Origin of the sequence: Pseudalkalibacillus hwajinpoensis (genome assembly GCF_015234585.1) — a bacterium.
Classification (GTDB): Bacteria; Bacillota; Bacilli; order Bacillales; family Guptibacillaceae; genus Guptibacillus; species Guptibacillus hwajinpoensis_B.
In genome coordinates this window covers 166212-179679 of record NZ_JADFCM010000002.1, presented here as the reverse complement: position 1 = coordinate 179679, position 13468 = coordinate 166212, and the positions used below count along the sequence as shown (strand labels likewise).

The window sequence follows — 13468 nt, the reverse complement described above, 5'->3', positions numbered from 1 at the left end:
ATACGCTATACCGGACAATGGCGGTATCATGCTCACAGGCTTAAAGGAAGCACCTGTTTCTAGTATGTATAGCTATGTTGAAAGGTACTTGGAAAACAAGGAACGTTGAGAAAAGAGCTGTCACTCAAAACGTTTGTTATAAGGTTTCCGAAAGGCATTTATCCTTGTGAGGGTAGGGGTACGATTGAAGAAGCTTTTGTAATGAAAGTGGAGGAACAGCCCCAAGTCTACTGAATGAAACGATTATTTTCCTATAAGTGAATGGTGCCGGTCGGGTAAGAATGTGGGGACATCACTTCTATAAGGAGGGGTGCCACAGTGCCAACAATGCGATATTGGGATTACTACAATATGACGGAGACATTCACAGAACTATATGAGTGAGCTAAGGAAGGATACAATTTTTCCTTCCTTTATAATATCATCATTTCAAGGGAAAACATCTTACTTGCTTATCGTACCATCAAGTCCAACAAGGGCTCAAACACACCTGGGACTGATGGAAGGACGATATCGGATATCAAGGAATCATCCGAAAATGAACTCGTCTTGAAGGTGCGTACACTACTGGAAAACTATCAACCAAAGAAAGTCAGAAGAGAATGGATTGAAAAGGATAATGGAAAAAGAAGACCGCTAGGTATTCCCTGTATTTTGGATAGGATTATCCAACAAAGTTTCAAGCAAGTTCTCGAACCCATTGCGGAAGCTCAGTTTTATAAGCACAGTTATGGATTTAGACCTCTACGGTCTGCCCATCATGCAATGGCAAGGATTCAATCTTTAATTAACCAAGCCTCCCTTCATTTTGTCGTTGATATTGATATCAAAAGCTTCTTTGATAATGTAAACCACACACGGTTAATGAAGCAGCTTTGGAATCTAGGAATACAGGATAATAAAGTATTAGCTTGTATTTCTAAAATGATAAAAGCAGAAATTGATGGAGAAGGAATCCCGGAAAAAGGGACACCTCAAGGTGGAATTTTATCTCCCCTTCTCTCTAATATCGTGTTAAATGATTTAGATCAATGGATTGCTGACCAATGGGAGTACTTTCCCCTGCACAAATCATACAAATCAAAAGTTGGCGAACGATACGCAAAGAAACGGACTAATCTGAAGGAAGGATACCTCGTCCGTTATGCGGACGATTTCAAAATTCTTTGTCGTGATGGAAAGACTGCTCAAAAATGGTATTATGCGGTTCGTCGTTATTTAAAGGAACGGCTCAATCTTGATATCTCGCCAGAGAAATCTAAAATTCTTAACTTGCGCAAAAGGGAATCTGAATTTCTCGGATTTACAATACGAGCGAACAAAAAAGGGAAGAAACGAGTAGCACATACCGGTGTTATACAAAAGAAAAAGAAACAAATCAAACAAGAAGCTAAAAGGCTCATCCGTCGGATTAAAGCTTCACCAACTTCCCAAAATGTTCTACGGTTTAACAGTTTTGTACTAGGCACCCAAAATTATTTTAAGCGAGCGACACATGTGAATCCGGAGTTCTCACGTCTTGCCTACGATTTAAAGTCGTTCATATACAACCGACTTCAACCGGTTGGGAAGCACGAACATCCAAGTAACCCACCTCCTCTATTTAAAAAGTTCTTCAGTGTAAATATGAAGACATTTAAAGTAGCTGAAGTTTACCTGTTCCAACTGGGAATTGTTAAAACGGTCAACTCGATGAACTTCAGCCCGAAGCTAACACCATATACGGAGGAAGGTCGGAACAAGTTATATAAAAAACTTCATCCTGATATCCAAAAGGAAATCAGTAAACTGATGAACTCTTATCTTCCTAATCGGTCAGTTGAATACACGGATAATAGAATAAGCCGATACAGTATGAAAATGGGGAAATGTGAAATTACAGGCTGGGATTTACAGGCATTTGAAGTGCATTGTCATCACTATCTCCCAAAGTCACTAGGAGGAAACGATAAGTTTCATAACCTGCGAATTCTTCATCAGGACATACACCGATTAATCCACCTTACTGACATGGAGAAGATAGAGTCATTCCTTAGTAAGCTCAACATCTCAAGACCCATTTTAAATAAAATCAATCAATACCGGAAGGTATGTGAACAGGAAAAAATCGTAATATCCTAATCGCCAATGTAACGAGGAACTTATAATCTAGTACAAATCAGTAGATGGAGCGCGGAATGCTGGGAAACTAGCACGTTCCGTGTGGAGCAGGGGAAAAGCCGGAGATAACTTCAAACGCTTACCTATTGCTACGATTGTTGAATAAGGTTTTTGTGTAATAAAAGAGATTTAGACTGTTTTCTGAAAAAATATCTTGTGGAAATATTTAGAATTTGACACAATTAATAATATATAAATTGTAAGTTTGAAGGGTGATTTTTATTTCAAGAACAGCTGATTACACAATACAGGGATTCTTATATCAATTTCACAAAACATTATTGGAAATTCAAAGCAAGCCATCTGAGGCGTTTGTTTCAATAGAAGGTATTATTGAAGATGTAGAGGTAGCCACTGCTGGTAGAACAGAAGCAATCCAATGCAAGTATCATGAATCTATTGATAAGTTCACGCTATCTCAGGTATATAAACCTATTATTCAGATGTTGGAACACTGGTATAATTCTGGAAATAAAGATAATGGCGTAACATACATACTTTATGCGTATTTTCCTCAAATGGTTGAGGAGAAAATAAACTTAACAACAGAAAATATTGAGGAAATATTATCTACTAAAAATGAGAAATTATCCATTAAAGCAGCAAACCTAAAAGGAAAAGTAAACATTAAAGAATTCTTAGAGAATTTTAAGTTTGAATTTGGTTATTCGATGGACGATATAAAAAAAGAAATTATCACGAACTTCATAGACTTAGGATTTAAAGAAGAGTATGTCGATAATTTAATATATCCAAATGCGGTGAATTTCATTGCAGAAACTAGTACACTCCATTCTGAAAAAGAAAGAACGATAAACATTGGGGAATTCTTAAAACATTTACAAAAAATAAAAAAAACAGCATTGTCAAAATGGACTCTATCCTTAAGGAATTTCCGATCAATATTACAAACTAGAAAAAAACAACTTAATGTAAATTTGCATCAAAATTCTAGACTAAGATACTTTATTATCAAAGAAGAATTCATAGAGGATTTTGATCAAAATATTGTAACTTTCATTAAGGAATATGTAGATAAATATCACTTTAAAATTGTACATGATAGAACACCGTTATTTTGCCTAGATTGTTCAGAACATAAATTTAATGAAATTTTAGTAAGGCTACGTCAGAAAAATGTAAAAGCAAACCATGGCTTGGTTGCATCTGATTGTTTTGATGAAGCATATTTCTTTGGAGACCCTATCATTAACTATAAAAAGAGCCAAATCATTAGTAGAGAATTTGAAATACGAATGTTACATATTAAACGGCATGAAATTTTGAATAGATATAAAGCTGATGATCTATTTATCCTATCAGATAATGATTATTTGCTTGATAGTAATGATGTTAACTATGAAAAAATTGAGCTTCGTGATTTTAATGCAATAAAATTTGTATTAGGAATGAGGGATACCTATGAGTAATGAAGTATTAGGTATTGTTATTGACAGTTCTCCGCTTGATATAGTAATAGAAGTTCAGGATGTTAGAACTTTCGAAAAGAATAAAAGCTTTTTACAGGTCGGCCAATATATTAAAATCCTCGATGGTAATTCAAAGCATATAATAAGTTCTATTTCAAATGTAAAGGCGATACACCAACTAGATAAAGATAATAATCCCTATTTCAGATTTAACATACATACTCAACCTGTGGGTGTGTTAAATAATGATGGAAACTTTAAAAGAGGGAATATGACATTACCAGTACCTACTGAACCAGCATATATAGTTTCCGAATCTGACATGTATAAAATTTTCAATGGCAATGGGAGTTATAACTTTCAGTTTGGTAAACTTATACAAAATAATGAAATCAATTTAATGATAGATGGTAATAAATTTTTCAGTAAACATGTTGGGGTTGTTGGATCCACAGGATCGGGTAAGTCAAGCACTGTTGCAAAGTTACTCCAAAAGAGCGTTGGGATTGAAGATAACATGAATACTAACAAAGAAGATCAAAAAAACAGCCATATAATTATTTTTGACATCCATTCTGAATATGCATCAGCTTTTTTTCTGAGAGAGGAAGAAAAATTCAATCTAAATATCTTAGATGTAAATAATATTAAACTACCTTATTGGCTAATGAACTCTGAAGAACTGGAAGACATGTTTATTGAAAGCAATGAATCAAATTCACATAATCAAGTATCACAATTTAGAAGGGCAGTAATATTAAATAAAAAGAAATACAACCCGGATTTGAATGATCTAACATACGATACACCAGTATATTTTAGTATGGAAGAAGTGTGTAAATATATTGAAAATCTAAACAACGAAATGATTAGTAAGCTAGAGGGGGAAAATTTGCCCAAACTGACTAATGGAGAATTAATTTCAGATCGGGTTAGTTATTTCGAAGATTTATACGAGTTTGTTCCCCAATCAACTGCAAAAGCTGATAAAGCTTCAGGTGGTCCTTACTACGGTGAATTTAATAGATTTATCTTAAGACTAAAAAATAAAATAGAGGATAAAAGGTTAAGCTTCTTATTTCAATCTCCTAAACAAGAAGACGACAAATTTGAGGATATAATAAAACAATTTATTGGATATTTGGATAAATCTAATATTTCAATTGTTGACTTAAGCGGTATCCCCTTCGAAGTACTAAGTATTACAGTTAGTCTTATCTCTAGGGTAGTTTTCGATTTTAGTTTTCATTATTCTAAAATTAGACATAGTGATCATTTATTAAATGATGTTCCAATAATGATAGTTTGTGAAGAAGCACATATTTATGTGCCCAATAATACAAGTGCTCAGTACAGATCATCGAAAAAATCCATTGAAAGAATCGCTAAAGAAGGAAGAAAATATGGTTTAAGTCTAATGGTAGTAAGTCAAAGACCATCAGAAGTTTCTGAGACAATATTTGCACAATGCAATAATTTCATTGCACTTAGACTTACTAATTATAATGACCAAAATTATATAAGAAGGTTGTTGCCGGACACTTCTAATGGGGTTGCTAACATACTTCCAAATTTATCTTCAGGGGAGTTTATTATGGTAGGTGATGCTGTAATAATACCTTCTGTTGCGAAAGAAGAAATGCCTAACCCTGCCCCAAAATCACAAAGCGTAGACTTTCATAATGAATGGCAAAAAAGTTGGGTCGGTGATTTAGGTTTTAAACACATAATTGAAAGATGGACAGGAAAGTAATACACCGTGGGAAATTAAAATCTCTCCAAAACCGGATGTTAAACTTTTAAATCCAGGGAGAAAATAAAAAAAACAAATGAATTATAACTGTTAATATATCTTGAAACTGAGTTTTCATTTAACTCGGAGCAATTGCTTAATAAATAGTTAGCGCTCTGTGGAGGTTTAGTGCAGCATTGCTGAAGACTTGAATTCAATATAAAAGAGGATAAAAAAACTGAAAATATAATTTTGAATGTTAGCTCTAGGACAATTTCAGAAGTGGTTAAACCGATCATCTTGTTTGAATTGTATAGTACTTTATAGGTGAGGCATTGTTATCATTATAGAGGTTTTTAGAATTGCATCCAACTAAGCTACACAACTTAATAATGTATTATAGAAATAAAGCCATTCCTCAATTGAGGAATGGCTGATTATCATATATTCTTGTTCGAGTAAAAATTATTTAATATTTATTAAATAGCCACTTCACAAAAATCCTCAGTCCCGTATTGCTAATCAAGATCCCAAATGCAAGGTAAACAATAAAACCAATAGTATACGGGTGATAATATTCTTTACTGTCGCTAGCTTCATTCCAAAACCAAATGTAAGTAGATACACTTAGATTGAAACTATTAAAAATAATAACCATGCCGATAGTTGTTAAAGTAAGTGCCAATATAAAGTGTTTAAATTCATTGGACATTTAATGGTATCCTCCTGTAGTTTCGTTATGAAATATAAAATATGAATTTATATTTTCATAAAATACCCCACATAGAAGATACAGATAACTGTTGAAAAAGTAAATGACTTTTTACTTGATTAAATAGAATATTCAAATTCAAAATTTAATTTATACTAAAGTTTGTAAACCATTAGAAAATAGATAGAAGTTGTTTATTCAATTATATCGGAGCGTTTGCTTAATAAAAGTAAGCGTCCTATATAGGTTTTGGGCAGCATTGTGGAAGACTCAGTCTCGAGATAATTATCATTTAATCGGGTATTTACAGAAACACGATCTATCCATTTTTTGGGGGAGCGTGTTTTTATATCTTTTAACTATATTTAATTTTTCGCTAGAAGCGTTTCTTTCATCTTTGACCAGGCTATGATTCCGGAAATAAACGGGAGGACGGCAACAAGGGCAATGGCCCAATTGACACTAATGATGTCTGCAATGATTCCTGCGATTAATGCACCAAAGGCGTATCCACTGTCCCTCCAGAACCTATAAACCCCCATGGATGTGGCACGCCATTCTGGATGAGCCACATCGCTTATGGAGGCGAGAATCGTCGGATAAACCATGGCCGTTCCTATTCCTAGTAGTGTTGCACCAATGATCCATAAAGAATAAGTATTTACGATTAAGATAAACCACAAAGATAATGCCTGAACAAACATTCCGGGCACGATTAGTTTTTTTCGTCCTATTTTATCGCTCCACAAACCGGTAAATAACTGAAACAATCCCCAGGCTGCTGGATAAATCGCGACCACTGTACCAATCTGTCCGACACTTAACCCGCCGGAAGTAAGAAAAATCGGGAAAAGTCCCCAGGCCATTCCGTCTTTTAAGTTTGTTGTCAGTCCAGCGAAGCTATTACTTGCTAAATTAGGGGTTTTCCATGACGTACGTTTGAAAACTTCCCATGTAGAAACAGGATCTGAACCTGCCTTCTGTTGTTTAGTCTGTGTTTTCACATGTTGGTCAGTATTTTGGACGATAAGAGATAAAATAAATCCAACGATGACGAGTGCGATTCCAATATAGAAAGGTTCCGGACTTAAAGAATAAGTAGAAGCGACATAACCCGATACAACTGCCATGATCGCAACACCGATATAGCCAGCGAATTCGTTAAAACCAACAACTAAACCTCTCTGGGTTGATTTGGCAAGATCGACTTTCATGTTAACGGTCATCGACCAAGTGAGCGCTTGGTTAATCCCTAACAAGATGTTTGCGACAATCACGACCCACCAAGCATGAGCGAAAATAACCATGATGGGAACGAATAAACCGATTCCCCATCCCAAGAGAAGCACTTGTTTTCTTCCTATCCGATCGGCGAGATCACCTGCGAAGAAATTGACGATCGCTTTTGAAAAACCAAAGCTGATAATAAAGGATAGTGCTGCACTCATGGATGCTAATCCGAACCGTTCTTCTCCTATAATCGGTAGAATGGTTCTCTCTAAACCGACCATCGATCCGACAAATAGGTTAATGACCACTAATAAAACAAATTGAGTAATGTTTTCTCTGACACCTACTTGAACATTTCCCAAATCATATTCCTCCTTAAAAAGAACCTGATCGAGTCATCAGGTTCTTTAGTCTGTTATTTTCCTTGATTTGTTTTACGTGTCTCCTTAAAGTTTTCTGGTTGAGGAGGCACGTCCTTGGTCATATGGTTGATAAATTCATCTTTGTTTTTTATTTGTAAAGCGTGGTTAAAGCGTTTTTCAAACCCAACGGTTGAGGCAGGTTTTCCGCTTAACTTGCGCCCGCATACGGAACCTGAAAACGCGCATGGATAAAGCTCGATATGATCATCTAGACTCGTAATCTTTTCAAGACTTTCATAAAGATTCGCTGCACCTTCTTCAAGAGAAGAGGCCAGTTCCGTACGCCCAGCATCTCCTACCATTAATGTGTGACCTGTTAATACAAACCACGGATCATCACCTCTCGTCGTATCTGTAACGAGAGTAGATAGATGTTCAGGTGTGTGACCGGGTGTGTGTAAGAAAGTTAATTTCGTGTTCCCTGCCATAAGTTCTTCACCATCTTCTACAGCAGTAAAGTCATAATCGGTATCAGCAGAACCGTGGAGAATATACTTTGCTCCACTTTTTTGCGCTAAAGAACGTCCTCCTGAGATGTGATCGGCATGAAGGTGAGTATCAATGACATACTCAATATTCATTCCTAAACGTTTAGCTTCTTCCATATAGAAATCAACTTCTTCTTGCTACGGGTCTACAACAACTCCTGATGCTTTACTACCGCATCCAAATAAATAGGAAACTGCGATAGGATTTGTGTGCACATATTGACGAAATAGCATTTCAATTCCTCCTTGATTTAGTGTGTTAAATTTTCTTTATACAGGTTCCATTCATGAATACCTGCTTCCAAACGTGCTGCTTCAAAGCCTTCTGCTTTCAAATACTCAACGGCTTCTGTTGCATAGACACAGTATGGGCCACGGCAATAAGCAATTACTTTCTTATTCTTTGGAAGGTCACGTATATAATCATTTAGCTCTTCCATAGGGATGGAAATCGCTCCATCTAAATGTCCATTTAAATATTCTGCTTTTGGTCGGACATCAATTAAAACGTGGCTTTCCTCTTCCTTACATTCTGCCCAATCTTCCAGCTCCAACGTTTCTAATTCATCGCCTCTCATAATAAAGTCTTTGCGTAGAAGGTTGACATCAGCAATTTGTTCTTCAGCAATGGATTTTATAGAGAATAGAAGGTCCGTTACCTTAGGGTTTGCGAGTTGATAAATGACAAAATTTTTATTTTTTTTGTAAATCACTAAACGAGCTTCCAGTAATGCCTGTAAGTGTTTAGATGTATTGGCCATAGACATTTTTGTTTCTTTAGATAAAACTTCGACGGATTTCGGTGATTGAGAGAGTAAATCGAGCAGTTCTAATCGTTTAGGGCTAGATAAAACCTTACCAATCCGAGCGAATTCGTTATAGATGGTATCTTTAAATGATCTTGCATTCATATTTAAATCCATCTCCTTATTTTTAACTATTTAACTGAATGGTTGAATAATATCATTATGAAAGAGGTTTTGTAAAGAATAATGAATGAGTAGGATATTGATGTGCGGTTTATCGTGTATAAAATTATTGACAATTGTTTCATTTCACTCTAGTCTAAAACTATTCAATTGTTTAGTTGAATGTTTAAGTAAGTGTGAAATTATACTTATTTGGTGTTTTTTTAGAATTTTTTTTGGGTGAAGGTAAAAAAGGAATCGGAAGGTGTTTTATGTGGCCGATAACATTCGTGATGCAGTTCAGGATTTTATAGCTTCTCCTGAAAAATTAAAAAAGATGTATAGAAAAGTATTAGTTGTTGTGAGTATATCGCAAATTTTTGGAGGGGCTGGCCTGGCAGCAGGTATTACTGTAGGGGCCCTTTTAGCTCAACAAATGCTTGGTAATGACACTTTTGCAGGGGTACCTGCAGCTTTATTTACTTTAGGGTCTGCAGGTGCAGCTTTAATCGTAGGAAGACTTTCACAACGATATGGACGTCGAACAGGTCTAGCAACGGGTTTTATTGTAGGGGGACTTGGTTCAATTGGAATTGTTTTTGCAGCCGTGTTGAATAGTGTAATACTGTTATTTGCTTCTTTGTTGGTCTACGGTGCAGGTACAGCTACAAATTTACAAGCTCGTTACGCAGGCACTGACTTAGCTAATCAGAAACAACGAGCAACTGCTATAAGCATTACGATGGTTATGACCACATTTGGGGCCGTTGCAGGTCCGAATCTAGTAGATGTTATGGGGGGAATTGCGCTTTTCATTGGTGTTCCGGCACTTGCAGGTCCATTTATTTTATCTGCTATAGCATATATCCTAGCCGGTCTGGTACTTTTTATTATGTTGCGTCCAGATCCACTAGTTATTGCAAACAAGATAGCAGTATATAATCAAGAAAATGAGTATGAAATTGATTTGGATTCTATTGATAAAACATTAAACAAAAGAGGACTTACGATCGGTGCTACAGTCATGGTTCTAACCCAAATTGTTATGGTCGCAATAATGACCATGACACCTGTCCATATGGGAAATCAAGGTCATGGCTTATCTGAAGTCGGAATTGTTATAGGTTTTCATATAGGCGCAATGTATCTCCCTTCACTTATAACAGGAGTCCTCGTTGATAAAATAGGACGAATAGCCATGAGTATAGCTTCAGGTATTACATTGTTATTTGCTGGTTTATTAGCAGCATTAGCACCAAGTGATTCTGTCGTTCTATTAGTAATCGCTCTTTCTTTACTTGGATTAGGGTGGAATTTTGGATTGATCAGCGGCACTGCTCAAGTTGTTGATTCGACAATGCCTGCCACTCGTGCGAAAACTCAAGGAACACTTGATGTTTTTATTGCATTAGCAGGTGCTTCCGGAGGTGCTCTTTCGGGAATGGTAGTAGCGAATACAAGTTTCACTACATTATCTTTAGGTGGCGGGCTTTTATCATTAGTTCTTATACCTGTTGTGATTTGGTCTCGCCGCAGTTAGGATAAATAATCGTCAAGTGCAACAAAGATGAAAAAAACAATTCTTATTATTATTGTAAAAGGTATGTTTGGTTGTGCTTTATATGATTCTACCATGTCAACAGATGATACCAACGAATTTTCAATATTTATAGATATTTAGTGTTGCCTCATTCATTATTACTTAGTAAAAAAAGTAATACCTACATTAAAAGAGTTGATAGAATCTACTAAAAGAATGAAAGAAGGTCAATATCCCAGACCTATTCAAGTGAATTCTAAGGATGAGGTGGGACAATTGATCAGTCATTTTAATGACTTAGTGAAACAATTAAAAGATACACAACAACATAGGGAAGAATTGATTTTAGATTTATCTCACGAATTTCGTACACCATTAACCAATCTAAAGGGCTACCTGGGTGCTTTAAAAGATGGTGTGATAAGTGGATCAAAAAATGTATCAATCCCTTCATAATGAATCAGAACGACTTATTCACATGGTTGAACAGCTTGAACAATTGAAGGAATGGGATTATTTCACTCAACAAACATACTCTGAGAAAGAACCTATGGATATGCAATTTCTAGTAGAGCAATCTGTTGGGATGTTTCGTTGGTCATTAAAGAATGCAGGAATTAAAGTGGAAATTCAAGCCGAATCAGGAATAGTTAATGTTTATAATGAGGGTATCCCACAAGTGATGAATAACTTGCTTGACAATGCTATTAGGTATTATGAAGGAACAGGACCAATAAGGGTAAAAGGGGAAATAGAAAAAGGAAGCAATATGTTATCTATCGGTGGTCCGGACAAACAATTCCAAGAGAAGCAAAAGAAAAAATATTCGAGAGATTATATCGTGTAGATTCTTCACGTGGAAGGGGTTATTCAGGGGGAACAGGACTTGGACTCGCTATATCAAAAGAAATCATTGAACACAATAAAGGTGAAATTGGCGTTAAGTTAGAAGGGAATTGTCACACTTTCACGTTCTCATTACCTGTTTGTAAATAAAATAATCACGATATTTTGAAGAGGGCATTCTTATGAGGTTGGTTGTGCTCATTCTTAAAAAAGGGAGCAATTCTGCAAAATCATAGCAACGTATATGTTGATGAACGATTTTCATTTATCGGTCCCAATTCCACAGAAAGAAATTCCCCCTTTTTTCATGAAAAGGGGAGTAAATGGTTGAGTTTAAAATGATTTAATGAGGAAGGAGCATATCGTTGACTATGAAATACAATAACATAGAGCTCGTTTAGTCAAGGGAAGGAGGAAATGAGGGGTAAAAAATAGGCTTGTGTATCTATTTACAGGAGAATTTTTTGCAGTTTTTACATTTACTTTTGTGTATTATTACTTTTTTTCCCTAAACAACAGCTATTCATTAATTTATGTATTGTTCACCTTGAACTTCATCTTTCATATCTAATTAACCAAATAAAAAACTGAAGATGGAAGAAGTCTTCAATTGCTAAGGGAATGAACAACATAGAAAATTAGAATAGAAGTATTGACTAACTTTTTTATAAACTATAGCAGCTAATATAAACTAGTCGATCTTTATTCAAGATCAACCAGATAAATTTAAGCCTTTAACTTAATCAGGTAATGGTAATAAAACGAGTGAGACGGGGGTGAATAAAATAAGCTGTACGATGCTGTTAGCCACTGTTAAAGCGTAACGTTTTTTTATTTAAACACCATATAGAATAATTCATAAAAATATTTCATGTTTAAGTCTATAAGCTAATTGGTAATAGTACTAAGGAGGTTGATTGAATTTATTGTTCAACTGGGTTTGACAATATACCCGTAGGGGTATATAATGGCATCACTGTTTAACAAACAATATTTTATATTTTTTTATTCTCTCTTATACCCACTGGGGTAATTATAATCTTTATTATCTTTGGGAATGAGTAATAATCTATAATCAAGGAGGTAAGAAACATGAAGGAAATTAAACCAGATGAAGTAGCAAAGAAAGTAAATAGTAATGAGAGTGTAAGTATCATTGATGTGCGTGAGGACGAAGAAGTGGCTCAGGGTAAGATTTCTGGCGCAACTCATATTCCTTTAAGTGAATTACCAGATCGTCTTGATGAAATCAATCAATCAATAGAACATATCATGGTTTGCCGTTCAGGTGGACGAAGCGGAAAAGCATACCAATTATTAGATGAACAAGGCTACAACGTCCGGAATATGACAGGCGGCATGCTTGAATGGAAAGATGAAGTCGATAAATAAAGGAGGATTCAAGATGAGTGTTGTTGCAAATGAAACATTGGACGCAAAAGGGTTGGCTTGTCCGATGCCAATTGTAAAAACAAAAAAAGCAATGAAAAATTTGGGTCCAGGTCTAGTTATTGAAGTTCAAGCAACTGATAAAGGATCAACTGCAGACATTAAAGCATGGTCCGAATCCACAGGACATCACTATTTAGGGACTGTGGAAGATGGAGAAGTATTGAAGCACTATATAAGAAAAGCAAGTGAAGGAGAAACGTCTGAAGAAAAAAAACATGAAGATGTTCTTGATTTAGATGGTCTTCGCAACAAGATAGATGGAGAAGAAAACATTTCGATCCTAGATGTACGTGAACCGGCTGAATATGCATTCGGACATATCCCAGGAGCAGTTAATATACCCCTCGGGGAATTAGAAGAACGTTATGAAGAACTAAACAAAGGTGATGAGATCCACGTTATTTGCCGTACAGGTAACCGTAGTGATTTAGCTGCGCAAAAGTTAAGTGAAAAAGGCTATAAAAACGTGAAGAATATTGTGCCAGGGATGTCTGAGTGGCAGGGACCTACAAAGAAAAATAACTAAATTATTTTTAAGTGGAGGAATT

11 protein-coding genes and 1 pseudogene are annotated in these 13468 nt (G+C 35.6%); 9 read left to right on the top strand and 3 right to left on the bottom strand.

The window, feature by feature from the left end; all coding sequences use genetic code 11:
• Positions 1-327 precede the first annotated feature (327 nt).
• From ltrA to IQ283_RS08865, 3 genes and pseudogenes are all read left to right on the top strand, one after another.
• Positions 328-2121, top strand: a pseudogene (gene ltrA, locus IQ283_RS08875) (group II intron reverse transcriptase/maturase).
• A 251-nt stretch (positions 2122-2372) separates the two neighbouring features.
• Entirely contained in the window at positions 2373-3590 is a 1218-nt protein-coding gene (locus IQ283_RS08870) for a hypothetical protein (RefSeq protein WP_206759450.1), read from the top strand.
• Positions 3583-5343, top strand: a complete 1761-nt coding sequence (locus IQ283_RS08865) for an ATP-binding protein (protein WP_194219823.1) — start codon at positions 3583-3585, stop codon at positions 5341-5343. Before IQ283_RS08870 ends, IQ283_RS08865 begins: the two co-directional genes overlap by 8 nt.
• A gap of 1056 nt (positions 5344-6399) precedes the next feature.
• Here IQ283_RS08865 and IQ283_RS08860 read toward each other — a convergent pair.
• From IQ283_RS08860 to IQ283_RS08850, 3 genes are all read right to left on the bottom strand, one after another.
• Complete coding sequence (locus tag IQ283_RS08860; protein ID WP_194219822.1) at positions 6400-7626, bottom strand: MFS transporter; 1227 nt, start codon at positions 7624-7626, stop codon at positions 6400-6402.
• Between the two features lie 53 nt (positions 7627-7679).
• Positions 7680-8291: an MBL fold metallo-hydrolase gene (locus IQ283_RS08855; protein ID WP_322098184.1), complete on the bottom strand. Its 612-nt coding sequence runs from the start codon at positions 8289-8291 to the stop codon at positions 7680-7682.
• A gap of 134 nt (positions 8292-8425) precedes the next feature.
• Entirely contained in the window at positions 8426-9085 is a 660-nt protein-coding gene (locus IQ283_RS08850; protein WP_194219920.1) for an ArsR/SmtB family transcription factor, read from the bottom strand.
• Between the two features lie 334 nt (positions 9086-9419).
• Here IQ283_RS08850 and IQ283_RS08845 point away from each other — a divergent pair, with 334 nt between their 5' ends.
• From IQ283_RS08845 to IQ283_RS08820, 6 genes are all read left to right on the top strand, one after another.
• A complete protein-coding gene (locus tag IQ283_RS08845) occupies positions 9420-10622 on the top strand; it encodes an MFS transporter (RefSeq protein WP_408962588.1) in 1203 nt (400 codons plus the stop codon).
• Positions 10623-10817: 195 nt separating this feature from the next.
• Positions 10818-11078: a HAMP domain-containing protein gene (locus IQ283_RS08840; RefSeq protein ID WP_276511815.1), complete on the top strand. Its 261-nt coding sequence runs from the start codon at positions 10818-10820 to the stop codon at positions 11076-11078.
• Positions 11047-11469 (top strand): HAMP domain-containing histidine kinase, encoded by a 423-nt coding sequence (locus IQ283_RS08835; protein WP_194219820.1) that lies wholly within the window; start codon positions 11047-11049, stop codon positions 11467-11469. The genes IQ283_RS08840 and IQ283_RS08835 overlap by 32 nt, the downstream gene beginning before the upstream one ends.
• Positions 11397-11618: an ATP-binding protein gene (locus IQ283_RS24415; RefSeq protein WP_194219918.1), complete on the top strand. Its 222-nt coding sequence runs from the start codon at positions 11397-11399 to the stop codon at positions 11616-11618. Before IQ283_RS08835 ends, IQ283_RS24415 begins: the two co-directional genes overlap by 73 nt.
• 942 nt (positions 11619-12560) lie before the next feature.
• On the top strand, positions 12561-12860 hold the full coding sequence (locus tag IQ283_RS08825) for a rhodanese-like domain-containing protein (protein ID WP_194219819.1): 300 nt from the start codon (positions 12561-12563) through the stop codon (positions 12858-12860).
• Positions 12861-12873: 13 nt separating this feature from the next.
• The gene (locus IQ283_RS08820; RefSeq protein WP_194219818.1) at positions 12874-13446 is read left to right on the top strand and encodes a sulfurtransferase TusA family protein; all 573 of its coding nucleotides are present in this window, start codon (positions 12874-12876) and stop codon (positions 13444-13446) included.
• Positions 13447-13468 lie beyond the last annotated feature (22 nt).

Coding starts and splice junctions, on each gene's coding strand:
- IQ283_RS08865 (WP_194219823.1), top strand. CDS start 3,583: ATGAGTAATGAAGTATTAGGTATTGTTATTGACAGTTCTCCGCTTGAT.
- IQ283_RS08855 (WP_322098184.1), bottom strand. CDS start 8,291: ATGGAAGAAGCTAAACGTTTAGGAATGAATATTGAGTATGTCATTGAT.
- IQ283_RS08850 (WP_194219920.1), bottom strand. CDS start 9,085: ATGAATGCAAGATCATTTAAAGATACCATCTATAACGAATTCGCTCGG.
- IQ283_RS08845 (WP_408962588.1), top strand. CDS start 9,420: ATGTATAGAAAAGTATTAGTTGTTGTGAGTATATCGCAAATTTTTGGA.
- IQ283_RS08825 (WP_194219819.1), top strand. CDS start 12,561: ATGAAGGAAATTAAACCAGATGAAGTAGCAAAGAAAGTAAATAGTAAT.
- IQ283_RS08820 (WP_194219818.1), top strand. CDS start 12,874: ATGAGTGTTGTTGCAAATGAAACATTGGACGCAAAAGGGTTGGCTTGT.